Here is a 26,460-nt window from a genome sequence, read left to right as displayed (position 1 = left end):
ATCAGGCCGGGCCAAGCCCGGTATTGCGGTCGGCGGACTGGTAGGCTGGCCAGGCGGCCCCCGTCAACGCCTTTGCGCTCAGTATATGCCCAGCGGAAAATAGCGCAGGAAGATCTGTTCGAAGCGTTGATCGTTCGAAATGGCGCGTAGCGCAGCATTCAAGGCGTCCGCGAGCGCCTGGTCGCGGCGCGAAACGGCGATCTTCCATCCATTGCCGAATAGTTCGGGCGCCAGATATGGTCCGGAGCCGAACCGGCAGCAGCCATCGGCGCCCGTCCCGGCCAGCCAGACCGAATACCGGGTCGCGTCGCCAAGGATCGCATCGATCTTTCCGGTTTTGAGGTCGTTCAACATCCAGATTTCTCGGGTATAGACCGCCGGCTCGATATCGGGCATGTCGCGCCGAAGCAGCCTTTCATGCGACGAACCGGCGAGCACACCGACACGCCGTCCGGCGAAAGACGCAGCCGGATCGTCTATTGGGCCATCGGTCTTTCGCGTGACGAACCGCGCAGCCGGCAGAAGATAGGGCCGCGTAAAAATTAGTGAGCGTCGGTTTTCTGCAGTTGCCGGAACCCCGGCAATCACCGCGTCGCCATCGCCGACCTCCAGGGCGGAAACCAGTTCGTCATAGGGCAGGGCCTGGATCTGACAGCGTTCGGCGATCCCGAGTTCGTCGCAGACGGCGCGAACCAGATCGATATGCAGACCGGTCAGCTTTCCGAACTTGTCCAGAAACGCGAATGGCGGGTCATCCAGAACGGTAAGAAAGCGGAGCCGCTGAACCGATGAAGCATCGATGCGATCGACCCGCTCCGTTTCGTCCCAAAGGCGCGGTTGCGTGGGTGTGCTGCCCTGCGCGAAGGCGGCCGGAGCAATGCCGATAATCGCAAGGCTTAAGGCAAGAACCCGAAAATATTCCAGAGAAGCCGTGAGTGTCACTGAACCAACCGTTCGTATCGCGCCGTGTGCATATCAGATCACGTCAATGTCAGCCACCGACATCAGAGTTGAAATTTATCCTTGTTTTGATTCCTATTTTATCGAACTATAGAGCACAGTTAAGAATAACGTGCGGGAAAAAGAGGTCGTCCGCGCGAGGGGGCAGATTTCATGACAGAGCAGAACAGCCGGCTTGCGCTGGCATCGGTCGACTATTGTCCGGATTCTGTCGGTGAATCGGCACTTTATGATGAAGATTCCGATGGCGCTGCACGAAAGCCTGCAGGAGCATCGAATGTTGTTGCGTTCAACGCGGCGGGATCGTTTCAGCGATGCGCTCATCATGATCGCCTGATCATTCGCGTTCTTATTCTCATGGGATGGAAAGCGACGGATTTGCGCGATGCCATCGACCGGGCGCGCCGCAATCGTACCGGCCTGGAAGATGCGGTTTTGTCGAACACGCTTTTCGACCGGACGAAGTGGTCGCGATTTCTTGCGCAGGAGAGCGGTCTGCCGCAGCTTAAGACGCTCAAGCCGGAAAATCTGGTCCTACCGAGCGCCGCCATCGAACGGCTTCTTGCTTGCCGCTGGCAGGATATCGCGGTCGGTTATCGTTTGCCGGACGGGCGTTACAGGCGCTTGGTACCCGACAGCGTCAGCCGCGCCCATCGCCTGCCGTCCGAAAGCCGAGACGAGTCCTGTCTGGTCGCAGGACCGGTTCTGCGCAAGGCGCTGATAGATCGCCTGTCCGCCGAACTGGAAGAGCGGGCCCGCAATAAGCTCTTCGTCGATGCACCGGGCTTTTCAGCGCGGCACCTGACCAATGCCTGGCAATCCTTTGTACTGGGTGCTTTGGCTGTCAGTCTGGCCATCGGTCTTGTCGCCGCACCGACGTTGGTCATGCTTGCGGTGCATATTCTGTCGTCCACATTCTTTCTCAGTTGCATGGCGTTGCGCCTGGCCGCCGTGCCGCATGCGGGTGCGAAGAAGCCACGTCTGAACCTGATCGGCGATCGCGATGAACTGCCGGTCTATACAGTGTTGGTCGCGCTCTATCAGGAAGCGGATATGGTGGGGCAATTGTTGACGGCCCTCGGGCAATTGCGCTGGCCGACCGGAAAGCTGGAAATCCGCCTGATCTGCGAAGCTGACGACCGCCAGACGATCGAAGCGATTCACGCTTTGCGCCCCCCGGCTCATGTCGAGGTGCTCGAAGTGCCGCCCGGCGCACCGCGTACCAAGCCCCGTGCGCTCAATTTTGCGCTACCGACATGCCGCGGCGAATATGTCTGTCTCTACGATGCGGAGGATCGTCCGCATCCCGATCAGTTGATGGAAGCCTACCAGACGTTTCGGGACGGCCCTGCCGAACTTGGTTGCCTGCAGGCGCCGCTCATCGTGACCAATGGCGACGATCACTGGCTCGCTCGACAGTTCGCCTTCGAATATGCAGCGCTGTTTCGTGGCATTTTACCCTTTCTGGCGGCATCGCGCAGCGTTCTGCCGCTCGGCGGCACATCGAACCATTTTCGCCGGGCGGTCCTGGACGAGGTGGGCGGTTGGGATCCCTACAACGTGACCGAAGATGCCGATCTGGGCATGCGCATGGCCAGAGCCGGCTATGGCAGCGGCGTGATCGACGCACCCACTCTGGAAGATGCGCCGGATAATCTGAAAACCTGGCTGCCGCAGCGAACCCGATGGCTGAAAGGGTGGATGGTTTGCTGGCTCGTTCACAACCGTCACCCACGCCGTCTTTGGCGGGAACTGGGCGGGCCCTCTTTCTTCCTTTCGCAGATCCTGCTTTCGGGCATTCCGGGTGCGGCTCTGCTATTGCCGGTCATGCTGTTCAGCGCTCTTTATCTGCTCGGTCATGTCGCAATAAGCAGTGAAGGCCCGACAGCGTTACAGTTGCTCCTCTATGGGATCGATTTCACCAATTTCGCGATGTGCATCGGCGCCTATCTCTGGCTCGGTACGAAGGCCGCTACCATGCGCGAGCGAGCTTCCTTCGCCACCATATGGGCGGGGGTGCCGGCTTATTGGTTGCTGCAGTCGGTTGCAGCCTGGCGGGCTGTCTTCCAACTCGTTCGGCAGCGCGCCCACATTTGGGAGAAGACCGCACACAAGCCGACCGTCGATCGGCTCCTGCCGAGAAGGCTCAAAGCTTGGCAGCCAGAAAGTCGCCTGCATTCTTGACGATCTGCGCGTCGGCTTCGCCAATCACAGAAGCATCGCGTCCCTTGTAATCGATTGACGACAGGACAAGCCGAATAGCCTCGACACGTGCGCGCCTTTTGTCGTTCGACCGGATCACGGTCCAGGGCGCATGATCGGTATGGGTCGCCGCGAACATGCGATTGCGGTAGTCTGTATAGCGATCCCAAAGGCCGATGCCTTTCAGGTCGATGGATGAGAACTTCCAGTATTTCAGCGGATTGTGGACGCGGTCGTGAAACCGCTCCAATTGCATTTCGCGGCCGATATTCAGCCAGATCTTGAACAGATGGATACCGTCATCCGTCAGCAGCTTTTCAAACGGGTTCACCGCATCGAGGAAGGCCTCGTATTCCGCCTCCGTGCAAAATCCCATGACGGGTTCGACCACAGCACGATTGTACCAGGAACGGTCGAACAGAACGATTTCGCCATCCGTGGGTAGATGCTCGGCGTAGCGCTGGAAATACCATTGCCCCTGCTCGGTTTCCGTCGGTTTCGACAATGCGACGATGCGGGCCTCGCGAGGGTTGAGATTGTGTCGGAAACGGCTGATGGTGCCGCCCTTGCCGGCAGCATCCCGGCCTTCGAACAGAACGACCAGTCGCCCGCCGGTTGCCTGCAGATGGGCGTGAAGCTTGATCAGTTCGCCCTGTAGCGCTTCCAGCAGATCTTCATAGGTGTTCCGCTTCAGCTTATCCTCATGGGGGTAGCCACCGGACGAAAACGCCGCATCGTCGATCCAATCCGGCAGTTCGGGATCGGCAATATCGAACCGGCGCTTCTTTCCACCGATCATCAGATCGATCGGTTCGAGATCCATCATCACGACATGTTCGCCGGCGTTCTTTTCGCTCATGATCGGGTCGGTCCTTCGGGTTTTTCGCTTGGGCCGATTGTGGTCACGGTGATCGCAGGACGACAAGCCTTCTCTTTCGGATTGGCGACGAGAAAGGGCGCCGCTCCAGGAGAGGGCGCCCTGAACTGTGCCAGACGGCCGTGTGTGAAGGCCTAACGGGAGCGCTTGCGGTCCACATTCTGCTGATAAGCCACCTGGGCATGACCTTTGCAGTAGGGCGTGCCTTCGCCGCTATCGTTGCCGCAGAAGTGAAAGTCCTCGTGCAGCGGGTCGCCAATGGGCCATTTGCAGGTCCGCTCGTTCAGCTCCAGCAGCGAAAGGCGGCGGCTCATCGGCACCACCACTTCTGCGGCGGACTGATAGATCGGCTCGGCGACCTCGTCGATCGCGTAATCGGCCTTCAGCGCGGTTGCGCCAGCTGAATTCGTGCGCGGCATCGACTGGCTGGCGACGACGTTCGAAACGCTCGCCCGCGGTGCGGCGGACCGAACGGTAGGCTGCCGCGGCGCAGACGGCTTCTTTGGCCGGGCCTGCTTTTGGCTCGCTCGTCCCCGGCTGGAAAGCTTCAGCCGATGAACCTTGCCGATGACCGCATTGCGGCTCACCCCGCCCAACTGGTTTGCGATCTGGCTCGCACTCAGGCCATCGGCCCAGAGTTTCTTGAGCAGTTCGACCCGCTCGTCTGTCCAACTCATAAGGTTGTTCTCCTCGTTTGCCGCATCGCCTCTTCGAATCCCTCGGCCCTGCAAGCAAATACTTCGCTCGCAGTTTGGATAAACTGACCGTATCGGGTTCGCCGCCAGAGATTTCTTATCTCGATTGGTGCTAAACCTACGCCGCCGCCGGACTCGCTGTCCACCATCAGCTGGCCGTGATGATTCGCTTTTGTCTGTTTTCCCCAAATTTGGGACGGAAATGAGTCCGGTTGGTTTTTACGGGCTTGATGGGGCCGAAAGGTGTGGATGATGGTCTCATCGCACTTGCGCAAACAGCTAAAGCGCTGATGCGTTGACTTTTTGGCAGTGCGGCATGATAACGGGCCGATAGCCGCCTCGGCGAACGGGGCGGCTTTTGCTTTTGGGCTCCGGAGGGCCTGCATCACCCGCCCGGAAGGCCTGTCAGTTCGGGAGATGTGACAATGGGCGGCTCGGCGCTCTTCGATACCTTTGCCCGCGCTCCGCTATCCTTCGAGAAGGGGGAGGGCGCCTGGGTCTGGACCACGGATGGCGAGAAATATCTGGATTTTGCGTCCGGTGTAGCGGTCAACGCGCTCGGCCATGCCCATCCCCGGCTGCGGGCTGCGCTCGCCGAACAGGCGGACAAGCTCTGGCATGTCTCCAACCTCTACGACATTCCGGTTCAGCGGGAACTGGCGGAGTTGCTATGCGCCAATTCATTCGCCGAGCGCGTCTTCTTCTGTAATTCGGGCGCCGAGGCGATCGAAGCGGCCGTCAAGACGGCCCGGCGTTACCATTACGCCAGAGGTGATGTCGACCGGATCGACATCATCACCTTCGACGGGGCCTTTCACGGCAGGACGCTGGCCACGATAGCCGCCGGCGGCCAGGACAAATATCTGGAGGGTTTTGGGCCCAAGGCTGCCGGTTTCATACAGGTTTCCTTTGACGATCATGAAGCGGCAAAAGAGGCGATCGCCGCGCCGACCGCGGCCGCTGTTCTGATCGAGCCGATCCAGGGCGAAGGCGGCGTACGCCCGGTCGACACGCAATGGTTGAGGGAACTGCGCGATCTTTGCGACGAACACGGTGTCCTGCTCATTCTCGACGAAGTACAGACAGGTATCGGCCGGACGGGGCGTCTCTTCGCTCATGAATGGGCGGAGATCACGCCTGACATTCTGGCGGTGGCCAAGGGGCTCGGCGGCGGTTTTCCGGTTGGCGCCTGCCTTGCGACCGAAGAGGCGGCGGCTGCGATGACCGCCGGCACGCACGGCTCGACATTTGGCGGCAACCCGCTGGCCATGGCGGTCGGCAAGGCCGTGGTCGAATGCGTTCTGGAAGACGGATTTCTCGATGAGGTCAACCGCAAGGCGCTCCTCGTCAAGCAGGGGCTTGCAGCGGTTGTCGACACCTATCCGGACCTGTTCGAAACCGTGCGGGGCGCCGGGCTTCTGATCGGTCTGAAATGTCGGCTGCCGGCCGCCATGATGCTATCGGCTGTCCGCGACGAACATCTTCTTCTGGTCCCGGCGGGTGACAATGTCCTGCGTTTCCTGCCGCCGCTCAATGTCAGCGATGAAGATATTCGCGCGGCTCTCCAATCTCTGGACCGCGCCGCCGGTGCGCTATCGCTGGACGCTGTACAAACAAACGGACAATGACCGTGACCCCACGCCACTTTCTCGACCTTGCCGAAATGTCCAATGACGCGCTGCGCGCCATTCTGGATCACGCCCGGTTCGTCAAGGACAGGCAGCGAGTTGGCGAGAGCCATACGCCGCTCGCCGGCAAGACGCTGGCCATGGTCTTCGAAAAACCGTCGACCCGGACGCGTGTTTCCTTCGAAGTCGGGATGCGTCAGCTTGGCGGCGATACCGTGGTGCTGACCGGCGCGGAGATGCAACTCGGACGGTCCGAAACCATCGCCGATACGGCCAGGGTCCTTTCGCGCTATGTCGATATCATAATGGTGCGGACGCTGGAGCATGAGCGCCTGCTGGAACTGGCGGACGCGGCCACCGTTCCGGTTATCAACGGCCTGACCGACGACACGCACCCCTGCCAGATCATGGCCGACATTCTGACCTTCGAAGAACACCGGGGCCCGGTAAAGGGCAAGAAGTTCGCCTGGACGGGCGACGGCAACAATGTCACCCATTCGCTGATCGAGGGCGCGGCGCGGTTCGGCTATTCGCTGTCCATCGCCACGCCCGCCGGTTCCGAGCCGCAGCAACGTTTTGTCGATTGGGCGCGTGGGCAGGGCGCGACGGTCGAACTGACCGACGATCCGCAGAAGGCCGCCGACGACGCCGATTGCATCATTACCGACACCTGGGTGTCGATGAACCAGGAACACCGGGCGCGTGGCAACAATGTCTTCCAGCGTTACCAGGTCAATGCCGACCTGATGAACTGCGCCAAGAACGACGCGCTCTTCATGCACTGCCTGCCGGCCCATCGTGGCGAGGAAGTCACTGACGAGGTGATGGACGGCTCGCAAAGTGTCGTCTTTGACGAGGCGGAAAACCGTATGCACGCGCAGAAAGCTGTCCTGCACTGGTGTCTTGGCGGAGTGGCCTGACATGAACGCCGTCGAGCAGCCCGAACTGGGCGAATACGGCCATGCGGGCGACGATCATGTCGTTCCGTTCCAGGTCGGAGATCTCGATACGCGCGGCCGTGTCGTCCAGATGGGCCCGGAGTTGGACGCCATTCTGTCGCGTCACGCCTATCCGCAGCCGGTCAGCCGGCTACTGGCGGAAGTTGTCGTGCTGGTTGCGCTGCTCGGCACCTCGCTCAAATTCAACGGCAAGTTCATTGTCCAGACCAAAACGGACGGGCCGGTGGACATGCTGGTGGCCGATCTGACGGTTCCGGGCTCGCTACGCGCCTATGCGCGGTTCGACGAGACCCGCCTGGACGTCGCGGTTGCCGCCGGTGAGACAAAGCCGGAGCAACTGCTGGGAAACGGCGTTCTGGCGCTGACCATCGATCAGGGGCCGCAGACCCAGCGCTATCAGGGGATCGTCGCGCTCGATGGCGCTTCGCTGGAAGATGTCGCGCGCACCTATTTCCGCCAGTCCGAGCAGATTCCGACGGATATACGGCTCGCCGCCGGCCAGCAGGTTCTGCCGGGCGGAAACGAGATATGGCGTGCCGGGGGGATCGTCGCGCAATTCCTGCCGGATGCGCCGGAGCGGATGCGGATGGGCGATCTGCCGGGCGGCGACGGAGACGAGATCGATCCTGAGGCCGCCATCGACGATGCCTGGCAGGAAGCGCGGCTTCTGGTCGGCACGGTGGAAGATCTGGAGCTTCTTGATCCTACTGTTGGCTCCGAGCGTCTGCTCAACCGGCTGTTCCATGAACATGGCGTGCGCGTTTACGAGGGCGTCGAACTTAAGGACGACTGCTCCTGCTCTCGCAAGAAGATCGAAACGGTGCTGACGAGCCTGTCGGACGATGAGCGCGCCGAAAGCGTCGAGGAGGGGCAAATCAAGGTTCGCTGCGAGTTCTGTTCGACCGAATATGCCTTCGATCCGACGCAGTTCGCCGGCGCGGACTGAAGACGGGTTCCAACGCGCCGGGCGGCGTGTCCTCCCAACGGCGCTGCCTTGCTGGGACTCACCTGGCCAGGGCAGCTCCATTCCTTTGACTGACAGCCTGGCTATGCTAGGGCCGTGACCTGCTCCAGAGAGCAGCTGTTCGGCGACCAGCCTGATCCGTCGTGTGCTCATCGATTGGAGATGGTTGTGTTGCAAATGCTGACCGATTTTTCGCCATATATGCCCCATGGCATGTGTCTGCTCTGGGAGCCCTGGCTTCTGCTCCTATGGGGCGGCTCCGATCTTCTGATTTTCATTTCCTACTTTCTTATCCCGCTGGCTTTGTTGAAGGTTTTGAGCCAACGGCCTGATCTGAACCACCGCAGACTGGTACTGCTGTTTGTCAGCTTCATCGCGCTTTGCGGGCTGACGCACGCTGTCTCCATCGTCACCCTCTGGTATCCGATCTATCCGCTGCAGGGCTTTCTGAAACTCGCAACGGGCCTCGTCTCGGCAGTAACCGCCATCGTTCTGTTCCGGCTCGTCCCACGGCTTGTTTCCATTCCGACGCCCAGCAAGTTGCAGGAGGCCAATGAGAGGCTTCAGCAGGAGATTGCGTCGCACGAGGCGACGCTTGCCAAGCTGCGTCTGGCGCAGCAGAATCTGGAAGCGGAGGTCGAGGAACGAACGGCCGATCTGAGCCGTGCCAATGCAAAACTTGCCGTGACCACACGCGAAGCGGTCCACCGCAGCCGCAACCTCATTGCCGTGGTTTCGTCGATCGCGCGGCAAAGTGCGCGTCACCAGACCGATACCGAAAGCTTCATCGATACGCTGGTTGGGCGCTTCAACTCCCTGGCCAATGCCACTGCGACGGTCATTGAGGGCGATTCAAACGCCGCCGCCGATCTCCGGGCCGTGGTTCGCAGGCAACTCGAACCCGTCGAACTAACCTATGGCGACCGCGTCCATGTATCCGGTCCGCCGATCGATGCCGGTTCCGAAGCCGCGCAGCAGATCAGCCTTGCGCTCCATGAACTGGCGACCAACTCTCAAAAATATGGCGCTTTGTCCACGGACGCTGGCACGATCCGGATTTCCTGGGAAAAGGCGGAGCCCTCCGACGGCAATGAGGATCAACTGATGATCCGCTGGCGGGAAGATTTGCCGAAAACGGTCGGACTTTCGCATGGCGCGGTCGAGAAGGGCGGTTTTGGGAGCCGGCTTTTGCTTCACATCGTTCCGACCATTCTGCAGGGCCGGGCGCGCCGGAGCATGGCCGACGGAACGTTGAGCTACGAACTGACCGTGCCCCTCGCTGCCATGGCTGGCGGGATGAACAGGAAGGGCGATGCGAGCTTGGCTGCCCGTATCGCGGGACGCGATTTCGGCGTCGCCTAGTTCAGCGTCCGCTCGTCCTCCGGCAGGTCGAGCGAGAAGGCTGGAATGGCGATCTCGAACCGTTCGCCCGTATCGAGCTGCATCGTATAATGTCCCTGCATCATGCCGGAGGGCACGGTGAGTGGACAGCCCGAAGTGTAGGTGTAACTTTCACCGGGCAGCAGGCGGGGCTCTTCGCCGACGACCCCCGCGCCCTCGACTTCTTCCACCCGGCCCACGCCATCGGTGATCTTCCAGTAGCGGCGGCGCAGTTGCACGGCTCGGTCCGACCCGTTGGCGATCGTGACGCGATAGGCCCAGACGAAATGATTGTTCTGCGGCTCCGAATGATCCGGCAGGAAAAACGGTTGCACCTCGACAGCAATATCCTCTGTAACGGCGCGGTACATGATGGCGATCTCCCTTTATGCAGCCATATTGGGTAGCGCATAGCGAGCGTCAAACGGGGGCGAGATGATCGATGGATGGGGCCGGCGAAAACTCTCGCCGCTGATCGACGGACTGGCCGACCGTGCCGTTGCCGTCGGTATCTCGGCCAATGGCATGACACTGATCGCCTTCGCTATCGGCATCGCCGGCGCGGTCCTGATCGCGGTCGGCCATGCTGGGATCGCCATCCTGCTTCTGCTGCTATCGCGGCTCGGCGACGGGCTGGACGGAGCCATCGCCCAGCGGACGCGGACGAGCGACTTCGGCGGTTTTCTCGATATCGTGCTGGATTTCGCCTTTTACGGCGCGGTGCCGCTCGCCTTCATCCTGCTCGATCCGGCGCAGAATGCGGTGGCTGGCGGCCTTCTCCTCCTGGCCTTCTACGTCAATGGCGGCAGCTTTCTGGCCTATGCGGTCATGGCCGAGAAACGGGGCGAGCATAGCGAGGCGCGTGGCGAAAAGTCGCTCTTCTTCACGACAGGACTCGCCGAGGCCGGCGAAACGCTGATTGTCTTCGTCCTTATGTGCCTCTTTCCGTCCTTGTTCCCGATCCTCGCTGCGCTTTTCGCGGGCCTAACCGGCTATACGGCGCTCAGCCGCATCCTGCTCGCCCGCCGGATGTTCGGCTAGATTCCCAACGCCCGGTCCAGATCCGCGATCAGATCGTCAGGATGTTCCAGTCCGATGGAAAGGCGCACCGAGCCGGGCATGATGCCCTGTTCGACGCGTGCCTCCTCCGTCAGGTTCTTGTGCGTCGTCGTGGTCGGATGGGTGATCAGGCTCTTCGCATCGCCCAGATTGTTGGAAATGCGGATGATTTCGAGAGCGTTCTCGAAGGCGAAGGCCGCGTCCTTGCCGCCTTTCAGTTCGAAGCAGATCATGGTCGATCCGCCCGCCATCTGCTTTTTGGCGAGCGCCGCCTGCGGGTGGTCGTCCCGGCCCGGATAGAGCACCTTTTCGATGGCGTTCTGGTCGGCCAGCCAGTCGGCGATCTTTCCGGCACTCGCGGTCTGCCGTTCGACACGCAGCGACAGGGTTTCCAGCCCCTTCAGAAGCGTCCAGGCATTGAACGGGCTCATGGACGGGCCGGTATGGCGGAAATAATCGTGCAACTTTTCGTTGATCCACGCTTTCGACGACAGAACTATGCCGCCGAGGCATCGGCCCTGACCATCGATGTGTTTGGTCGCCGAATAGCAGACCACATCGATCCCCAGTTCCAGCGGCTTTTGCAGAATAGGGGTCGCGAAAACATTGTCGATGACAGTGGTGATGCCCTTCGCCTTGGCGATCTGGGCGACGGCGGCGATATCGATCAGCGCCAGTGTCGGATTGGTCGGGCTTTCGAAGAAGAAGACCTTGGTGTTGGGCCGACACGCAGCCTCCCATTCTTCGGTTTTGGTGCCATCGATCAGCGTGGTCTCGATGCCGTATTTCGGCGCCAGCGTCTCGACCACCCAGCGGCATGAACCGAAAAGCTGCCTCGCCGCGACGATATGATCGCCGGCCTCGAGCTGGCAGAGCAGCGCCGCGGAAACCGCCGCCATACCGGAAGCGGTCGCGCGCGCATCCTCTGCGCCTTCGAGCAGGCACATGCGCTTTTCGAACATGTCGACGGTCGGGTTGGCATAGCGCGAATAGATGAAACCAGGTTCTTCGCCCTTGAAGCGCGCTTCGGCGGCCTCCGCATCGGGGTAGACGAAGCCCTGCGTCAGGAAAAGCGCTTCCGATGTTTCGCCGAAGCCACTGCGATTGATGCCGCCCTGCACAAGCTGGGTTTCGGGGTGAAGTTTCGAATAATCGACCATCGTTACCGTCCAAACAAAAAACCGGCCGCGAAAAGTCGCAACCGGTCCGTCATCGGCCCTTTTTAGCGACTTCTTTAACGTGGCTGCAAGCCGGCCGGCCAAATCACCACAGATGAAGAAGGCTTACGCTCCGAAAGCACAGAGCGCAAGCCTTTCGCCTATTTGATGGTGATGCGCACACCGTCCGGTGCCGTAACTTCACCCATCTCGCGGATATAGACCATCACGTCATTGGCCATCAGCTTGGCGCTATAAGGATCGAGCAGCACCTTGGCGTCCTTCATGACGGCATAGCCATCGCCGCCGCCGGCCATGTAATCATTGGTGGCGACCTTGTAGCTGGCGCCTTCGTCCAGCGGCGCGCCAGCGACCATGACGTCGCTGACACGCGATCCGGCTGCCGCCGTGCGGTCCACATTGAAGGACAGACCGGAGACCTGCGGGAAGCGGCCCGCGCCTTCCTCGATCTGGCTGACCCCGTTCTCCAGCGCTTCCTTGACCTGCGCGCCGGTCATTTCCAGCAGCACGTTCCGGTTGCCGAAGGGCAGTTCCGTCAGCACGTCGCGGCGCGTCAGCTTCGTGCCGGCGGCGTAGGTCTTGTCGCCGCGAATGCCGCCGCCATTGGTGATGGCGATGTCGGCGTCGACGGCCTTTCTCATCGCATCGGCGATGAGGCTGCCGAGCACCGTTTCCTGGCTGCGCACGGAGGCGCGGCGGCTGTCGAGTTCGATGGAGGTCGTGCCGACATCGACATCGAGTTCTTTGTCGAGCGTCGCTTCATATTCCGCGACCTTGGCCGCAACGTCCGGATCGGCCTCGACATCTTTCGTATCGGTAAAGCGGAAGGTCGGCGTCCATTCCACTTCCCGCTCGCCGTCTTCTTCCTCGATTTCGAAACTGACATCGACGGCGCCGATCCACATGCCGTCATGGCCCGACTCCATCCCCGCCGCGCGGCCATTGTAATAAGCCCAGACATTGTGGTTGTGCCCGCCCAGCACGAGGTCGACCACATTGTCCTCGATCATCTGCTCGTTCAGCGACAGCCGGTTATGGCTTATCGCCACAATGAAGTCCGCGCCTTCGCCGCGCAGTTTCTCGGCCTGCTCCGTCGCGGCGGCCACGGGATTGGTGAAGCTAAGATCGCCGGGGCTGGACAGTTCCTCGGTGGTTTCCTCGGCCAGGCCGATAAAGCCGATCGAGACCCCGCCGACCTCCTTCACCATGGTCGACTCGAAATCGGCGAGCGGGGTGCCGTCGGCATTTTCGATATTGGCGGCGAGGACCGGAAAGTCGGTCTTCGCCAACTGCGCCGTCGCGTTTTCCGGCCCGAAATCATATTCGTGATTGCCCGGCACGGCCACGTCGAACCCGGCCATATTGGCCAGCGTCACAATGTGCTCGCCCTTGTCGAAGCCGGAAAGCAGCGAGGGTGACAGCATATCGCCCCCATGCACGACGATGGTATTCGGGTTCGCTTCACGCTCCGTCTTGAAGACGGCGGCCATCTTTGCGAAGCCGCCGCGGCCGTCGCGGTCGGCAGCCATCTTGTCGCTGTCATTGACCAGCACGAAGGTCACATCGGTCGTTTCGGCCAGCGCGATGCCGCCCGGAAGAAGGGTAGCGAAGGCCATACCGAGAAGGGCGCGGCGGGTAAGACTTGAGAAGGACATGGGCGAACTCCGCAAAGGGTGGAACGGGTGTTGGGATAGCCAGCGCAGCACATTCGAACGCCTTGGACAAGCATGATTCCACGCTTGTCAGCGTGCCGCAGGGGAGGCATGGAAGAGGAGAACAAGGGAAAGAGACGGCCATGGCGGATCGGACGACGGGCATCTTGCCCGACCGCGACATCTTCGCGCTGATCGAAAGCGGCGCGCTGCAACTGTCGGACGATATGGCCGAGCGCCAGCTTCAGCCGGCGAGCCTCGACCTGCGTCTCGGCAAGACCGCCTACCGGGTGCGCGCCTCCTTCCTGCCGGGGCCGGAAGCGACGGTGGAGGACAAGCTGCACCGTCTCGTTCTGCATGAAATCGACCTGACCAAGGGCGCGGTGCTGGAGACGGGCTGCGTCTATATCGTGCCACTGCTGGAAAGCCTTGCCCTGCCGGACGATATTTCCGCATCGGCCAATCCGAAGAGTTCGACCGGTCGGCTCGACATCTTCACCCGCGTGATGGTCAATCGCGGCCCGGAATTCGACAAGATTCCCGCCGGCTATCGCGGCCCTCTGTGGATGGAGGTCTCGCCGCGCACCTTCCCCATCGTGGTGCGGACCGGTTCGCGCCTGTCGCAGATCCGCTTTCGGGCCGGCCAGGCGCTTCTGTCGGAAAGCGAATTGCAGGCGCTGCACGAGGCCGAAACGCTGGTCGCCGCGGACAGGCCGAACATTTCGGGCGGCGGCATTGGCCTTTCCGTCGATCTGCGCGGCGAAGCGGACGCGCCGATCGGCTATCGCGCCAAGCATCACACCGGCGTGGTCGATGTCGACAAGCCGAACGCCTATGACCGGGTCGACTATTGGGAGCCGCTGCCGAAGAACCGCTTCGGCGAACTCGTGCTGGACCCGGACGAGTTCTACATTCTCGTCAGCCGCGAGGCAGTGCATGTGCCGCCGCATCACGCCGCCGAGATGACGCCCTTCGACCCGCTGGTCGGCGAGTTCCGCGTCCATTATGCCGGTTTCTTCGATCCGGGCTTCGGCCATTCGCAGGCGGGCGGCACCGGCGCGCGCGCCGTCCTCGAAGTGCGCAGCCACGAAGTGCCGTTCATCCTCGAACACGGCCAGATCGTCGGCCGGCTGGTCTATGAGCATATGAAGGGCCTGCCCGACGCGCTTTACGGGCAGGATCTGGCCAGCAACTATCAGGGCCAGGGCCTGAAGCTCAGCAAGCATTTCCGGTCGTGATACCGCTTGACAGCCTGGCCGCCGCGATGGTCAATCGGCGCGGTGCCTGGCGGGTGTAGCTCAATGGTAGAGCAGTAGCTTCCCAAGCTAACGACGAGGGTTCGATTCCCTTCACCCGCTCCACTCCCTGAAAAAACCGGCCTGCCTTGATTGCGCCGCCCGCACTGCGTATCTGCTGACGCAGGATTGAACACGATCGACGACAGACGGAGTGCGTAGAAGATGGCCGGTTCGGTGCAGCGTTTCCTTGGCGATTCCCCGCTTCGGGTGGCGCTCAAGCTCATCATCATCTCGTTTATCGTCGGCGTGTTCATGCATTATTTCGGCGTCACGCCGCTGGAAGTGATCGACCGGTTCGTCGGCATGATCGAATGGGCCTGGCAGAACGGCTACGAGGCGCTGGCGAGCTTCGCCTCCTACTTCATCATCGGCGCGGTGGTGGTCGTGCCGATCTTCCTGATCGTCCGCCTTATGTCCTATCGGCGCGGCAGCTAAACGAACGTCTCGGCCACGCCGAAGACGATGGCGTGACGCCGGCCGAGGCTCTCCATGTCGCGGCTGTAGCCGCCGCTGATGACGCAGGCCGTGGGGATCGACCGCTCGCGCAGTGCCTTCAGCACCATCTCGTCGCGGCGGGAAAGACCCTCATCCGTCATGGAAAGGCGGCCCAGCCTGTCTTCGTGATGCGGATCGATGCCCGCCAGGTAGAAGGCGAGATCGGGATCGGGAAACCGCGCAAGGGCGGTGTCCAGCCCGTCGGCCAGCCGTTCGAGATAGGCGTCGTCACCGGTGCCGTCCGGCAGTTCGATGTCCAGATCGCTCGTTTCCTTGGCGCTCGGATAGTTCTTGGCGCCATGAATGGAGAAGGTGAAGACGTCCGGCTGATCGGCGAAGATGCGCGCCGTGCCGTCGCCCTGATGGACATCGGCGTCGACGATGAGAATGCGCCGCACCTCGCCGCCGGCGCGCAGCACCTGCGCGGCCACCGCCACATCGTTGAAGACGCAGAAGCCGGCCCCGTGCTCGAAACGGGCGTGGTGACTGCCGCCCGCCGTGTTGCAGGCCAGACCCTCTTCCAGCGCCAGACGCGCCGCGAGTACCGTTCCCGCGCAGGCGAGGGAAGCACGTCGGGCAACGCGTTCGTCCACGGCGAAACCGATGAGCCTTTCGATACTGCGTGGCACGCGCTGCGTCAGCACCCTATCGACATAGCCGCGCTCATGGGCGAGGCCGAGCCAGTTTGACGGAGCGGGTCCGGGCCGGTGGAGCGAGGCGCGCTCGACGATGCCGCGTTCGCGCAGCGCGTTCATCAGCAAAGTGTATTTGCCCATCGGAAAGCGGTGCACCGGCGAAAACCGGGCATCGTAATCGGGGTGGTGGACGATCGGAAGGCGCGCCATGGGCCAGAAAGGGTAGGGGAAAGCGGGGCGCCGACAATCCACGCAGGCACTGCAAAGCGTGTCCTCGTGACATCTTCGGTTTTGGCGAAGCCGGTCTTTCCCTTTAGGGACGGCGAATGAACGTTACGATAGACCCGATATGACGGCAATCGATCGCCCGGCATCTGGCTCGGACGGCCTGCCGTTAACCCACCGCGCCGTTTTTGCCGTCGCCCTGCCGACGACGCTCGCCTTTATGACGACCCCGCTGATCGGCATTGTCGACACTGCCGTGGTCGGTCGACTCGGCGATGCGGTATTGCTGGGCGGTCTCGCGGCGGGCGCTATCGTCTTCGATCTGGTCTTCGGCACATTCAACTTCCTGCGCTCCGGTACGACCGGACTGGTTGCGCAGGCAAGCGGCAGGGACGACGCGCTCGAGGAGCAGGCCGTTCTCGTCCGTGCCTTGATGATCGGCGTCGCCTGCGGCCTTCTTATCGCCTTTGCCGCGCCGCTGATCGCCTGGGCCGGGCGCATCTTTATCGGCGCGGAACCGGGCGTCTCCGCCGCCATGACGGATTATATCCTGATACGCGCGCTCTCCACGCCCTTCGCGCTCGGCAATTACGCGCTGCTTGGCACCCTTCTCGGGCGCGGTCAGTCCGGCACGGCGCTCGGACTGCAGATCGTCGTCAATGGCAGCAATATTGTTCTGTCCATCCTGTTCGGTCTGGTCTTCGGGTGGGGGCTGGAGGGCGTCGCCTGGGGCACGGTGGCGGGCGAAGCCATCGGCTTTGCCGCCGGTGTGGCGCTGATGGCGTGGACATATGGCGGCGCCGCGCGTCCGTCGCTTGCGCGGATCATGGATCGACCGGCCTTCGGGCGGCTTCTGGCGCTCAATCGCGACATCATGATCCGCACCTTCGCACTTCTCACCGCGTTTGCGCTGTTCACGCGGGCGGGCGCTGGCATCGGCACGGTGCAACTGGCCGCCAATGCCGTGCTGCTGAACTTCTTCCTTCTCGGTGGCTATCTTCTGGACGGGTTTGCGACAGCCGCCGAGCGGTTCGTCGGCCATGCCGTCGGCGGAGGGCGACGCGCAACTTTTGTCCAGGCGGTGAAACTGACCGCGCTATGGGGCTTCATCTTCTCCTTCGCGCTGGCCGCGCTGTTCTATCTGTCGGGCGAGGCGCTGATCGCGCTGATGACCACCGCGCCGGATGTCCGGCAGGTCGCCGGGCTTTGGCTGCCGCTGGCGGCGTTGACGCCGATCACCGGCGTTCTGGCCTTCCAGATGGATGGCGTCTTTATCGGCGCGACCTGGGGCGCGGCGATGCGCAACCGGATGCTCGTCTCGCTGGCGCTGTTCGTGGCGGCGCTTTTCATGTTCACGCCGCTCTACGGCAATGCGGCGCTTTGGGCCTCGCTTCACCTGTTTCTTCTGGCGCGGGGCCTGTTGCTGCTGGCCGCGTTGCCGGGCAGGATGGAGAGCGAGTTCAACCCGGCAAAGGCCGGCTCGCCCAGTCCTTCATCGTAAGGTCCCTGATCGAACGGACGGTTTCGCCCTGCGCTGCCAGCAGCCGGTCCATACCGCGAAGGATGCGGATCGGCAGGCGCGGGCCCTCATAGACCATCACCGAATAAAGCTGCACCAGATCGGCGCCGGCGCGGATCTTCTCCAGCGCGCTTTGGGCGTCGTGCACGCCGCCAACGCCGATCAGCGGCAAGGCCGGGCCGACCCGCTCGCGCATCTTGGCCAGAACCGTCGTCGAACGGTTGAACAGCGGCTTGCCGGAGAGGCCCCCCGCTTCGGCACCCGTCTTGCGATCCAGCAGATTGCTCCGCGACAGCGTGGTGTTGGACACGATCAGCCCGTCCAGGCGATGCTCCTCCGCCGACCGGGCGATATGGTCGAGATCGGCCTCCTGCAGGTCCGGCGCGATCTTCAGGAAGACCGGCACGATGCGGCCCGTCTGGCCGGCCGCTGCTTCCCGCGCCGCCATGATCCGGCCCAGCAGTTCGGACAGGTTTTCCGCGCTCTGCAGGTCGCGCAGGCCGGGCGTGTTGGGCGAGGAGATATTGGCGGTGAAATAGGAGGCGTAGGGGGCGAAGCTGGCGATGCCGCGCTCATAGTCGGCGACGCGGTCCTCGCTATCCTTGTTCGCGCCGATATTGACGCCGACAAGCCCGCCGCGATGGCGGCGTTTCATCAGCCGCCGCAGGGCCGCGTCATGGCCCTCATTGTTGAAGCCGAGCCGATTGATGATGGCTTTTTCCGTTGTCAGCCGGAAGATGCGCGGCTGCGGATTGCCGGCTTGTGGCAGCGGCGTCACCGTGCCGACTTCGACGAAGCCGAAACCGAGCGCGAGAAGCGGGTCCGGCACCTCGGCATTCTTGTCGTAGCCGGCAGCCATGCCCAGCGGATTTGGAAAGGCGATGCCGGCGACAGTGGCTTTCAGCCGGTCGGACTGGAACGGCTTGCCCGGCCCGAACATTCGCCCGGCTCCGGCCTTCAGCGCGGCGATGGACGCATTGTGGGCCCGTTCCGGCTCCAGCGCCATCAGCGGCATGGTGCTGAGACTGGTCAATTTCATGCAACACGCTCCGGCAGGATGTGGCGGCTATCGGCATCGAGCGGTAGATCGTCGACCCAGTCCACATCATCGGTGGAAAGCGGCGCGTACAGATGCGGAAAAAGCGCGCCACCGCGCGAGACTTCCCAACGCAGTGCCGGGCCCAGCCGGTCTTCATCGATGGCTACGAGCAAAAGGTCGCCCTGCCCGCTGAAATGCTTGGCCAGCGTCTCGGACAGCTGTTCGGCGGTCGAAAAATGAATATACCCATCGGATAGATCGATAGGCGCGCCATGCCAATGCCGCTCTTTCTGCGCCTGTTGCCACATTGGCGCCGGCACGGCCTTGTAGATCATCGTTCCCATGGCACCGGCGTAGCGAAAATCCTGCGCCATGCAAAGCCATAGGGAGTCGTTCATGCAAAACCTTTTTGTGGCCGGTTTGGGTATGGGTCTCGTGGCGGCTGTGATGGCGTCATCCCCTGAAGCACAGGCCGCGCCTGACCGCTATGTGATGGATCGGACCGAGGATGGCTGGGTGCGGATGGACGGACAGACCGGAGAGATCACGGTCTGCCGTCAACAGGGTGGCAAACTGACCTGCCAGACCGATTTGCCGGATGGTCGGGCCGCGCCTGCGGACCAGACGCGGATCGACAGGCTGGAAGAACGAGTAACGAAGCTGGAAAGCCGGCTGCAAGCCGGTGCAGCTGAAAAGGAAGCCCTGCCATCGGAGGAGGAATTCGATCAGGCGCTCGGCTATATGCAGCGCTTTTTCGAGGCGTTCCGCGACATGGTTCGCGACCTTCAGGCTGAAGAAAAAGCTGGCGGCGCGCTTTAGTTCCTGGCTTCTGGCGGCACCGGCCTGCCGACCCACGCTGCGACCTCGTCGGGCAATGAGACGGCCTTTCGACGCTCCTGATCGATGAGAAGCGAAACCACCTCGGCCGAAGCAATCGGAACGCCGTCTGTCGCGCGGCGGATTTCGTGACGAAGCCGGATGGTCTTGCCTTCCGAACCCACGGTTCCGGAATGGATGATCAACCCTTCACCGAGACGGGCAGGTCGGTGGTGGGTCAGTTTCATTTCAACCGCGACCCGGCCGAGACGGCGCTCGGCCAGCATGGTGGAGCCGACGCCAATGGCCGACCAGGCATGGGCGGCGGCATTGCTGTAACGCGCGAGATAGCCCTGCTGGGTCAAAGTGCCGTCACCGTGGCATTCGCGGCCTTCGACCAGCGATTGACCGGTGCAGAAGCCGCCGATCTTCGCAAATTCGTCGAAGGATAGCGGCTCTGTTTGCTCGAAAGAGGGGCTTCGCGGCAGCCAGCTGGCCAACAGATCGCCTTGAGCAATCGAGGCCACGCCGCCATTGCGGTTCAGCGCGTCGAGGTCGAGGCAGCTCGCTGCCAGGGTTCCGCCAGGAACGGTTCGCATAAGATGCAGCGTGGCGCCGTCATGGTCGCCGCCCTCGATCGCTGCGCTTTCAATCCGCGCCATCGCGCCGCCGCTCATTTCGGCATGGTAGCGGATCAGCCGAAGTCGTGGCAACGGCCCGAGCAGAGGGCCGCCGGAGTGGAGGCGAAAGAAGCGCGCCGCCTCATCGAAGCGCTGGCCGTAGAACTGGATGTTCAGATGATCGTTCTCGTCGCATTCCCAGCGATTGACGAAGGAACGGTGCGTTTCGATCATGCGAGCCCCTCCATGGGCCGGGCCGTTGCCGACCTTGGGTCGAACGCGGTTTCTTCGTCTGTCTGCGCCATGGCGGCCGCCGTCTGCCAGGCATCTTCACGGGGCGGCACGATCAGGCTGACGACGAGTGTGACGGTCGCGCCGAACAGGCCGCAGGCCAGACCGTCGCCGAGACCGAAGATGGCTTCGGACGGCGCGCCGGCGCCGAACACCAGAAGAAGAACGACCTGCGAGAGGCTGGCGATCAGCAGGCCGCTCAGCGCGCCGATCCCGCTTGTGCCGGACCAAAGAAGTGCCGGTGGGTAGATTGCGATCGCCATGGCGACGAAGATGGGTAGGGCGATCCGGTCGAGCTCCGTCATCCACGGATCGTTCTGGCCGAAAAGGAGAAACATGACGATGAGACCTGTCAACGCACCCATCATCGCAAAGCGCCGCCAGGCCAGAAGCCGGCCCTTGACGATCCTCGGCTCGTCCATGACGGACAGGACCAGGTCGTCGACGAAGCAGGCACAGAGGGCAAACAGCAGCAGCCCGCCGCCGGTCGTCAGCATTGCAAGGCCGGCCATGTTCAAAAGGAGAGGCGCCAGTTCGCTGCCGTTCAGTGCCGGCGCGGCCGTTCCGGGGTCTGCGTTCGGAATGCCGATCCATAGCATCGCTGCGATCATGCAGGCCCCGAGGGCTGCAATCCAGGCGGCCAGACGATAATTGGATCGCGGTGTGGAAAGACTGGCCAGAACCGGCATCAGGGCCGGCAGGAAAAGGATGGTCAGAAGACCGGCTTGCATGGCCTTGGTCATCGCATGATCCCAAACCGTGGGAAACAGCGGTAGGGCGGCGGTTGCGCTGCCCGGCAACAAAGTGCTGATCAGAAGGGCCGCGGCAAGCGTGGCGAGGCTGAAGGCGAGGCCGATCCGGCAGAGACGGATAAGGGTGGTCATGCCGCCCGCCCACGCCGGTAGGAAGAGAACGCATGCAGCCATCACCTTCGCCCAGACTGACGAAAGGGAGAGGTCCGTCATGAACCGCTCGGCGATCAGGCCGATGACGTGAAGAACCAGGCCGGCCAGAAGAAGGCAGGCGAGCGCCCCCGTCAGGATCCGAAGCGGCAGTCCCTCCCAGCCGGTGAAGCGCAGACTGAGCATTCGGCCGGGGCTTAGCGCTCCGATCCGCCGCATTCGTGGACCGAAAACCGCGACATGGAGCAAGAGCCCGACCAGACAGCCGGCGAACAGGGCAGCCGGCAGGGCCGCTGGCATCGAACTGGCCGTGATCCAAGTCATGGTCAGGGCAAGAACGATCATGGCCGGAGCCGCACTGACGCCCCGCACGCTCCGGTCGGCAAGGCTCCAGCGCTGCGGTTCGACGATCAGCGACGACACGCCGAAACCCAAAAGCGTGCCCAGCATGCTGACGGTCAACAGGAAGCGAAGCATGGTGGTGGGAACGCCCGCCCGCTCGCCGATGAAGGCCAGACCGGTCAGACCCAGAGCGGCAAAACCCAGAACAAGCGCGGCCCATGCGCTGCTGAATACACTCCGCTTCCTGATCAACACCATCTCCCGACCGTGAACTTTCGATTGGGTTGTCATCAAATCGGGTGGGCTTTACAAGAAAAAAGCGCGTTGTCGTCGTCTGTGGGAGATATTCGGCCAACGCTTTGGGGGGATGGATGGCATTGTCGGAAACAGCACTGAAAATTCTGATCGCGGACGATCACCCCCTGTTTCGTGGGGCGCTGCGGCAGGTTCTTGCAGGGTTACCTAGCGAATGCGACATTCACGAAGCGGGTGATTTCATCGGCGCCAAACGCCTCGTCGAACAGGGCGACGATTACGATCTGATCCTTCTGGATCTGAACATGCCCGGTTCGTCGGGTCATTCCGCCATTATCGGCCTCAGCGCCGTCCAGGCCAATATTCCGATCATCGTGGTATCGGCAACGGAATCGCCGCAGATCATTCGCCGCGCCATTGAACTGGGCGCTGCCGGCTACATCGCCAAATCCGCGCCGATGGAGACGATCCGTGAAGCGATTGAAAAGGTTCTGGAGGGCGAGGTCTGGGTGCCCGCGAACATCGAACTGGGCGTCGAAACGGACCCGGAGATTGCCGATCTGATTGAGCGGCTCGGTACGTTGACGCCGCAGCAGACACGCGTCCTCACCATGATCGCGGAAGGCCTTCTCAACAAGCAGATCGCCTACGAACTGAGCGTGTCGGAGGCGACCATCAAAGCGCATGTATCGGCTGTTCTGACCAAGCTGAACGTCGACAGCCGGACGCAGGCCGTGATCCTGCTGTCGCAACTTGGCGCTAAGGCGCCGGTGCTCTCCACCCGCAACTGACCGGCGGAACCTTATTCCGCCGCGGCACGCAGCGTCTTTTTGTGACGGTTCATGATCAGACGCAATTTCGCGGGCTTCAGCGGTTTGTTCAACATGGGAATGTCCCGTTCGGCGGCTTCGTTCATGACGCCCTTCGACCTGTCGGCCGTGATAAGTACGGCCGAAATATCCCGCCCGAACCATTGTCGGGCGGTGTCGATGGCCTGAAAGCCGGTTTCGCCATTCAGATGATAATCGGCGAGAATCAGGTCCGGCGGACAATCGGCGGGCAAAGCCCGAATGCTGTCGGAGCCGGCGGCGCGCTGGACGGTGCAGCCCCACCCGCTCAAAAGCAGTTCCATACCATCCAGAATGTCCGGTTCGTTATCGATAGCCAGAATACGAAGGTCACTCAGGTCGCTGGCGGCGATGGGCGGTCCGTGCCGCGTAAGCGACCTGGTGGGCTGGGTGGCTGTGCTGACTGGCAGGATGACAGCGAAGTTGGTGCCCTGGCCCGGGCGTGATCGAACGGCGACTTCGAGATGCAGAACCCGCGCGATACGGTCCACGATAGACAGCCCCAGCCCTAGCCCCTCTGCTTCCCGCGCGCCTTCCTCCAGCCGCGCGAACTCATCGAAGATGGCCGTTAGCTGATTTTCGGCTATGCCGATACCTGTATCGAGGACCTGCACTTCCGCATCCGGACCGCGTCGCCGTACACCGAGAATAACGCGTCCGTTCCGCGTATATTTGATGGCGTTGGAGACGAGGTTCTGAACAAGACGGCGCAGCAGGTTGATGTCGCTATCGACGAGGATGGAAGACGGCACGACGTGGAGCTTCAGCCCCTTGGCCTCGGCAAGCGGGGCCAGCGCCGTTGCCACGTGCTGCAGGACGTCGCCGAGCCGGAACGTGCTGATATTGGTCGTCAGCGCGCCCGTATCGAGACGCGAAATGTCCAGAACGGCGGAGAGAATATCTTCCACCGCGTCGAGCGAGGCGTCGATGCGCTGAACGGTTTCGGGTAAATCCTTCGGTGGCTGGCTGCTGGTCTGCGTCCGCTCGCCAATGGCCGAACAATAGAGGCGCGCCGCATTGAGCGGCTGCAGAATGTCATGGCCGACGGCAGCCAGAAACCGGGTCTTGCCGAGATTGGCGTCTTCCGCGGCCCGCCGTGCCGAGACGAGTTCGCCATTGACGTTGAGGAGTTCGCGGGTCCGCGCGGCAACAGCCGCTTCCAGCCCTTCATTGGCGCTCTTCAGGGCCCGGTCCGATTCGACCTGCGCTGTGATGTCAGTATAGGTGCCGACGACCCCGCCTTCCGGCATGGGGCGGGTGCGGATTTCGATGGTCCGTCCCGATCGCCGCAATTCGAGCTGCCACGCCGATTGCGCACGCGCCAGCCTGTCGATGATCGTTTCGATCTCCTGCTGCTCGATTTCGCGCTGGCCGGCCAGATGCTCGACAACGTCCGACAGCGGGGCTCCTACCACGCCAAGCGATTCCGGTAGGTTGAAGAGGGTGCGGAACCGTCGGTTCCAGCAGGTCAGCCGCAGATCCTTGTCGAACACGGTAATACCCTGTTCCATCTGGTCCAGGGCGATCTGCAAGAGGCCGCGATTTTGCTGGAGCGCTTCGGTCGCGTCGTCCAGCAGCGAATAGGCAAAGCTGGCATTGGTGTCGTAGCGCTCCAGCAGGAGCGACAGGATCAACCTGGCGGATGACGATCCGACCGCGCTGCCGAGAAGCCCTTCGGCGAAGCGAAGAATGTGGGCATCGGCAATATCGGATGGTTGCAGAACCCGGTTCTCACGCTGTTGCCACGATTTGAAACTGCGTGCGGTGCGCTTCTGGCCGAGATAGCGGCCGATCGTCGTCTGAATTTCGCCGACTGTAAGCTGCGTCTTGATCTTGCGCGGAAAGGGTGAGCGGCCTGCGCCGCGCGGCACGAAGAGCGCGGCCTGTATGCGCTCGCGCGGAAGGGCGCTGCGCGACAGAGAGCCGATCACGAAGGCCAGCGTATTGGCCGCCAGCGAGATCAGTGTGCCGTGTTCGAGCGACGACAGGCCAAGACCGAACAGCGCTTGCGGCTTGAGCCAGGCGAGGCCGAACGGCCCGTCGACCAGCATCGAAGCATCGGGCGACAGAATGCTTGGCAGAAGCAGGGTGTAAGCCCAGGCGCAAAAGCCGACCGTCATGCCGGCGACAGCGCCGCGTCCATTGGCCCCCCGCCAGACCATACCGCCGAGAAAGGCTGGCATGAACTGGGCGATTGCGGCAAAGGACAGAAGGCCGATGGAGGCCAGAAGCGCCGCATTGTCGATCGACCGATAGTAGAAATAGCCGGCTGCCAGCAATCCGGCGATGGCCAGACGTCGAATGAACAGGATCGTCCGCGACCAGTCTTCATGATCCGCCCAGCGCATACCGAGAGTTCGGTGCAGGACTACGGGCATGATCAGATCGTTGGAAATCATGATGGAAAGGGCGACGGACGCCATGATGACCATAGCGGTCGCGGCTGACAGCCCGCCGATGAAGGCCACGATGGAGAGCCACTCATTGCCGTGCAACAGGGGAATGGCCAGGACGTAGAGGTCCGCATTGGTCTGCCCGCCAACAGTCGTGAGGCCGACCAGTGCGATGGGCAGTACGAAAATGTTGATCGCCAGCAGATAGAGCGGAAAGAGCCAGCGCGCGCGCTCCACTTCCCGTTCCGACCGGTTCTCAACCACCATCACGTAGAACTGGCGCGGCAGCAGCAGAATGGCTGAGCCCGAAAGCAGCGTCAGCGTGAACCAGCTGAGCATCGACGTTTCGTTGGTCAGACTGTCCCAGACCGACGGGTGGTTGCTGACCTGTTCCCAAAGGCTGGACGGCTCGAACAGCAGGAAGCAGACGCTGAACCCGACGATCAGAAACGCTGCCAGCTTGATGACGGATTCGATGGCGATGGCGAAGACGAGCCCGTCCTGATGTTCGGTGGCGTCGGTCTGGCGTGTGCCGAACAGCATGGCGAAGACCGCCAGAAGGACCGTGACCCAGAAGGAAGTTCCGCCGACGCCGATCGGCATGGGCAGGGCCGCCGCGCCGACGCTCCTCGTTTCGGCCAACAATGTGACGGAATCCGAAATCGCCTTCAGTTGCAGCGCGATGTAGGGAACGACGCCGACAGTGGCGATCAGGGTTGCGATGGAGGCGACCTTGAAGCTCTTGCCGTAGCGGGAGGCCAGAAAATCCGCAATGGATGTGATGCGTTCCGCTTTGGAGATACGCGTGATCCGCCGCAGGAATGGCGTGGCGAGAATGAAGACCAGCGCGGGTCCGATATAAATGGCGAGGAACAGCAGCCCGCTATTGGCCGCGACGCCGACCGAGCCGAAAAACGTCCACGACGTGCAATAGACAGCGAGCGAGAGCGCGTAACGGATTGGCCGGTCGCGTTCGCTTCGCCTGCCCCGGTCGCCAAGGGCCGCCACGAGGAACAGCACGGTCAGATAGCTGAGCGCCACGAGCGAAACGACCCATGCGTTCATATCGCCAAGCTCTCCCTCATGCGCTCTCCCACGCCGCTCCCTTCGCGGAGTCTAGCCCAGCCTCCATGCGACGGGAAGGCGACTATGGTTGACCATTCGTTGCGGTCGGGATGGATTTGGCGCCCGTTCGCCGCCAAATAGGCGGACGGTTCGCAATCAGGGA

23 protein-coding genes, 1 tRNA gene and 1 riboswitch are annotated in these 26,460 nt (G+C 62.3%); of the genes, 12 read left to right on the top strand and 12 right to left on the bottom strand.

Annotated elements, in window-relative coordinates; all coding sequences use genetic code 11:
- Positions 1 to 78 precede the first annotated feature (78 nt).
- Complete coding sequence (locus B7H23_RS01570) at positions 79 to 942, bottom strand: transporter substrate-binding domain-containing protein (RefSeq protein ID WP_240534938.1); 864 nt, start codon at positions 940 to 942, stop codon at positions 79 to 81.
- A gap of 171 nt (positions 943 to 1,113) precedes the next feature.
- Here B7H23_RS01570 and B7H23_RS01565 point away from each other — a divergent pair, with 171 nt between their 5' ends.
- A complete protein-coding gene (locus B7H23_RS01565) occupies positions 1,114 to 3,144 on the top strand; it encodes a glycosyltransferase family 2 protein (protein ID WP_094075648.1) in 2,031 nt (676 codons plus the stop codon).
- Here the strand turns inward: B7H23_RS01565 and ppk2 are convergent.
- Positions 3,107 to 4,021, bottom strand: a complete 915-nt coding sequence (ppk2, locus tag B7H23_RS01560; protein WP_240534937.1) for a polyphosphate kinase 2 — start codon at positions 4,019 to 4,021, stop codon at positions 3,107 to 3,109. The genes B7H23_RS01565 and ppk2 overlap by 38 nt on opposite strands.
- A gap of 152 nt (positions 4,022 to 4,173) precedes the next feature.
- The gene (locus B7H23_RS01555; RefSeq protein WP_094075647.1) at positions 4,174 to 4,716 is read right to left on the bottom strand and encodes a GcrA family cell cycle regulator; all 543 of its coding nucleotides are present in this window, start codon (positions 4,714 to 4,716) and stop codon (positions 4,174 to 4,176) included.
- Between the two features lie 443 nt (positions 4,717 to 5,159).
- Here B7H23_RS01555 and B7H23_RS01550 point away from each other — a divergent pair, with 443 nt between their 5' ends.
- The 4 genes from B7H23_RS01550 (at position 5,160) to B7H23_RS01535 (ending at position 9,647) form a co-directional block, all read left to right on the top strand.
- Positions 5,160 to 6,362, top strand: a complete 1,203-nt coding sequence (locus tag B7H23_RS01550) for an aspartate aminotransferase family protein (RefSeq protein WP_094075646.1) — start codon at positions 5,160 to 5,162, stop codon at positions 6,360 to 6,362.
- Positions 6,359 to 7,282, top strand: coding sequence for an ornithine carbamoyltransferase (gene argF, locus B7H23_RS01545; protein WP_094075645.1), 924 nt, complete (start codon positions 6,359 to 6,361; stop codon positions 7,280 to 7,282). The genes B7H23_RS01550 and argF overlap by 4 nt, the downstream gene beginning before the upstream one ends.
- A gap of 1 nt (position 7,283) precedes the next feature.
- A complete protein-coding gene (locus B7H23_RS01540) occupies positions 7,284 to 8,267 on the top strand; it encodes an Hsp33 family molecular chaperone (RefSeq protein ID WP_094075644.1) in 984 nt (327 codons plus the stop codon).
- A gap of 195 nt (positions 8,268 to 8,462) precedes the next feature.
- Positions 8,463 to 9,647: a sensor histidine kinase gene (locus B7H23_RS01535; RefSeq protein ID WP_158215736.1), complete on the top strand. Its 1,185-nt coding sequence runs from the start codon at positions 8,463 to 8,465 to the stop codon at positions 9,645 to 9,647.
- Here B7H23_RS01535 and apaG read toward each other — a convergent pair.
- A complete protein-coding gene (gene apaG / locus B7H23_RS01530; RefSeq protein WP_094075642.1) occupies positions 9,644 to 10,036 on the bottom strand; it encodes a Co2+/Mg2+ efflux protein ApaG in 393 nt (130 codons plus the stop codon). The genes B7H23_RS01535 and apaG overlap by 4 nt on opposite strands.
- A 64-nt stretch (positions 10,037 to 10,100) precedes the next feature.
- On the opposite strand from apaG, the gene B7H23_RS01525 reads away from it, so the two are divergent.
- A complete protein-coding gene (locus B7H23_RS01525) occupies positions 10,101 to 10,706 on the top strand; it encodes a CDP-alcohol phosphatidyltransferase family protein (protein ID WP_094075641.1) in 606 nt (201 codons plus the stop codon).
- On the opposite strand, the gene B7H23_RS01520 is transcribed toward B7H23_RS01525, so the two are convergent.
- The gene (locus B7H23_RS01520; RefSeq protein ID WP_094076801.1) at positions 10,703 to 11,884 is read right to left on the bottom strand and encodes an O-succinylhomoserine sulfhydrylase; all 1,182 of its coding nucleotides are present in this window, start codon (positions 11,882 to 11,884) and stop codon (positions 10,703 to 10,705) included. The genes B7H23_RS01525 and B7H23_RS01520 overlap by 4 nt on opposite strands.
- 41 nt (positions 11,885 to 11,925) lie before the next feature.
- A riboswitch (SAM riboswitch) is annotated at positions 11,926 to 12,004 on the bottom strand.
- Positions 12,005 to 12,042: 38 nt separating this feature from the next.
- Positions 12,043 to 13,557, bottom strand: coding sequence for a bifunctional metallophosphatase/5'-nucleotidase (locus B7H23_RS01515; protein WP_094075640.1), 1,515 nt, complete (start codon positions 13,555 to 13,557; stop codon positions 12,043 to 12,045).
- Between the two features lie 140 nt (positions 13,558 to 13,697).
- Between B7H23_RS01515 and B7H23_RS01510 the strand changes: the two genes are divergently transcribed.
- The 3 genes from B7H23_RS01510 to B7H23_RS01500 all read left to right on the top strand — a co-directional run bounded on the left by B7H23_RS01510 (position 13,698) and on the right by B7H23_RS01500 (position 15,287).
- Positions 13,698 to 14,792 (top strand): 2'-deoxycytidine 5'-triphosphate deaminase, encoded by a 1,095-nt coding sequence (locus tag B7H23_RS01510; RefSeq protein WP_094075639.1) that lies wholly within the window; start codon positions 13,698 to 13,700, stop codon positions 14,790 to 14,792.
- A gap of 49 nt (positions 14,793 to 14,841) precedes the next feature.
- Positions 14,842 to 14,915: transfer RNA gene (locus tag B7H23_RS01505), tRNA-Gly, on the top strand.
- Positions 14,916 to 15,014: 99 nt separating this feature from the next.
- Positions 15,015 to 15,287, top strand: coding sequence for a DUF6460 domain-containing protein (locus tag B7H23_RS01500; protein WP_094075638.1), 273 nt, complete (start codon positions 15,015 to 15,017; stop codon positions 15,285 to 15,287).
- On the opposite strand, the gene B7H23_RS01495 is transcribed toward B7H23_RS01500, so the two are convergent.
- On the bottom strand, positions 15,284 to 16,192 hold the full coding sequence (locus tag B7H23_RS01495) for a histone deacetylase family protein (protein ID WP_094075637.1): 909 nt from the start codon (positions 16,190 to 16,192) through the stop codon (positions 15,284 to 15,286). The genes B7H23_RS01500 and B7H23_RS01495 overlap by 4 nt on opposite strands.
- A gap of 139 nt (positions 16,193 to 16,331) precedes the next feature.
- Here B7H23_RS01495 and B7H23_RS01490 point away from each other — a divergent pair, with 139 nt between their 5' ends.
- Positions 16,332 to 17,708, top strand: coding sequence for an MATE family efflux transporter (locus B7H23_RS01490; RefSeq protein ID WP_094075636.1), 1,377 nt, complete (start codon positions 16,332 to 16,334; stop codon positions 17,706 to 17,708).
- Here the strand turns inward: B7H23_RS01490 and B7H23_RS01485 are convergent.
- Both B7H23_RS01485 and B7H23_RS01480 read right to left on the bottom strand, forming a co-directional pair.
- On the bottom strand, positions 17,668 to 18,765 hold the full coding sequence (locus tag B7H23_RS01485; RefSeq protein WP_094075635.1) for a quinone-dependent dihydroorotate dehydrogenase: 1,098 nt from the start codon (positions 18,763 to 18,765) through the stop codon (positions 17,668 to 17,670). The two genes, B7H23_RS01490 and B7H23_RS01485, sit on opposite strands and share 41 nt — an antisense overlap.
- Complete coding sequence (locus B7H23_RS01480) at positions 18,762 to 19,109, bottom strand: DUF952 domain-containing protein (RefSeq protein ID WP_094076800.1); 348 nt, start codon at positions 19,107 to 19,109, stop codon at positions 18,762 to 18,764. Before B7H23_RS01480 ends, B7H23_RS01485 begins: the two co-directional genes overlap by 4 nt.
- Positions 19,110 to 19,161: 52 nt before the next feature.
- Here B7H23_RS01480 and B7H23_RS01475 point away from each other — a divergent pair, with 52 nt between their 5' ends.
- Positions 19,162 to 19,584, top strand: a complete 423-nt coding sequence (locus B7H23_RS01475; RefSeq protein ID WP_143534708.1) for a hypothetical protein — start codon at positions 19,162 to 19,164, stop codon at positions 19,582 to 19,584.
- Here the strand turns inward: B7H23_RS01475 and B7H23_RS01470 are convergent.
- Both B7H23_RS01470 and B7H23_RS01465 read right to left on the bottom strand, forming a co-directional pair.
- The gene (locus B7H23_RS01470; protein ID WP_094075633.1) at positions 19,581 to 20,435 is read right to left on the bottom strand and encodes an acyl-CoA thioesterase; all 855 of its coding nucleotides are present in this window, start codon (positions 20,433 to 20,435) and stop codon (positions 19,581 to 19,583) included. The two genes, B7H23_RS01475 and B7H23_RS01470, sit on opposite strands and share 4 nt — an antisense overlap.
- Complete coding sequence (locus tag B7H23_RS01465; protein WP_143534707.1) at positions 20,432 to 21,988, bottom strand: hypothetical protein; 1,557 nt, start codon at positions 21,986 to 21,988, stop codon at positions 20,432 to 20,434. Before B7H23_RS01465 ends, B7H23_RS01470 begins: the two co-directional genes overlap by 4 nt.
- A gap of 119 nt (positions 21,989 to 22,107) precedes the next feature.
- Between B7H23_RS01465 and B7H23_RS01460 the strand changes: the two genes are divergently transcribed.
- Positions 22,108 to 22,782: a response regulator gene (locus B7H23_RS01460; RefSeq protein ID WP_094075631.1), complete on the top strand. Its 675-nt coding sequence runs from the start codon at positions 22,108 to 22,110 to the stop codon at positions 22,780 to 22,782.
- Between the two features lie 11 nt (positions 22,783 to 22,793).
- On the opposite strand, the gene B7H23_RS01455 is transcribed toward B7H23_RS01460, so the two are convergent.
- Positions 22,794 to 26,297, bottom strand: a complete 3,504-nt coding sequence (locus B7H23_RS01455) for a PAS domain-containing hybrid sensor histidine kinase/response regulator (protein ID WP_094075630.1) — start codon at positions 26,295 to 26,297, stop codon at positions 22,794 to 22,796.
- Positions 26,298 to 26,460 lie beyond the last annotated feature (163 nt).

The organism is Notoacmeibacter marinus (assembly GCF_002238045.1).
GTDB lineage: Bacteria > Pseudomonadota > Alphaproteobacteria > Rhizobiales > Rhizobiaceae > Notoacmeibacter > Notoacmeibacter marinus.
The sequence above is the reverse complement of the archived record's forward strand: the minus strand, read 5'-3'. Positions and strand labels throughout refer to the sequence as shown.

Excerpts from the sequence above, each read along its gene's own strand:
- B7H23_RS01490 (WP_094075636.1), top strand. The coding sequence starts at position 16,332 with ATGACGGCAATCGATCGCCCGGCATCTGGCTCGGACGGCCTGCCGTTA.
- B7H23_RS01480 (WP_094076800.1), bottom strand. The coding sequence starts at position 19,109 with ATGGGAACGATGATCTACAAGGCCGTGCCGGCGCCAATGTGGCAACAG.
- B7H23_RS01540 (WP_094075644.1), top strand. The coding sequence starts at position 7,284 with ATGAACGCCGTCGAGCAGCCCGAACTGGGCGAATACGGCCATGCGGGC.
- B7H23_RS01550 (WP_094075646.1), top strand. The coding sequence starts at position 5,160 with ATGGGCGGCTCGGCGCTCTTCGATACCTTTGCCCGCGCTCCGCTATCC.
- B7H23_RS01525 (WP_094075641.1), top strand. The coding sequence starts at position 10,101 with ATGATCGATGGATGGGGCCGGCGAAAACTCTCGCCGCTGATCGACGGA.
- B7H23_RS01510 (WP_094075639.1), top strand. The coding sequence starts at position 13,698 with ATGGCGGATCGGACGACGGGCATCTTGCCCGACCGCGACATCTTCGCG.
- B7H23_RS01520 (WP_094076801.1), bottom strand. The coding sequence starts at position 11,884 with ATGGTCGATTATTCGAAACTTCACCCCGAAACCCAGCTTGTGCAGGGC.
- B7H23_RS01500 (WP_094075638.1), top strand. The coding sequence starts at position 15,015 with ATGGCCGGTTCGGTGCAGCGTTTCCTTGGCGATTCCCCGCTTCGGGTG.
- B7H23_RS01565 (WP_094075648.1), top strand. The coding sequence starts at position 1,114 with ATGACAGAGCAGAACAGCCGGCTTGCGCTGGCATCGGTCGACTATTGT.
- B7H23_RS01460 (WP_094075631.1), top strand. The coding sequence starts at position 22,108 with ATGGCATTGTCGGAAACAGCACTGAAAATTCTGATCGCGGACGATCAC.
- apaG (WP_094075642.1), bottom strand. The coding sequence starts at position 10,036 with ATGTACCGCGCCGTTACAGAGGATATTGCTGTCGAGGTGCAACCGTTT.
- B7H23_RS01455 (WP_094075630.1), bottom strand. The coding sequence starts at position 26,297 with ATGAACGCATGGGTCGTTTCGCTCGTGGCGCTCAGCTATCTGACCGTG.
- argF (WP_094075645.1), top strand. The coding sequence starts at position 6,359 with ATGACCGTGACCCCACGCCACTTTCTCGACCTTGCCGAAATGTCCAAT.
- B7H23_RS01485 (WP_094075635.1), bottom strand. The coding sequence starts at position 18,765 with ATGAAATTGACCAGTCTCAGCACCATGCCGCTGATGGCGCTGGAGCCG.
- B7H23_RS01555 (WP_094075647.1), bottom strand. The coding sequence starts at position 4,716 with ATGAGTTGGACAGACGAGCGGGTCGAACTGCTCAAGAAACTCTGGGCC.
- B7H23_RS01515 (WP_094075640.1), bottom strand. The coding sequence starts at position 13,557 with ATGTCCTTCTCAAGTCTTACCCGCCGCGCCCTTCTCGGTATGGCCTTC.
- ppk2 (WP_240534937.1), bottom strand. The coding sequence starts at position 4,021 with ATGAGCGAAAAGAACGCCGGCGAACATGTCGTGATGATGGATCTCGAA.
- B7H23_RS01475 (WP_143534708.1), top strand. The coding sequence starts at position 19,162 with ATGCAAAACCTTTTTGTGGCCGGTTTGGGTATGGGTCTCGTGGCGGCT.
- B7H23_RS01535 (WP_158215736.1), top strand. The coding sequence starts at position 8,463 with ATGCTGACCGATTTTTCGCCATATATGCCCCATGGCATGTGTCTGCTC.
- B7H23_RS01470 (WP_094075633.1), bottom strand. The coding sequence starts at position 20,435 with ATGATCGAAACGCACCGTTCCTTCGTCAATCGCTGGGAATGCGACGAG.
- B7H23_RS01495 (WP_094075637.1), bottom strand. The coding sequence starts at position 16,192 with ATGGCGCGCCTTCCGATCGTCCACCACCCCGATTACGATGCCCGGTTT.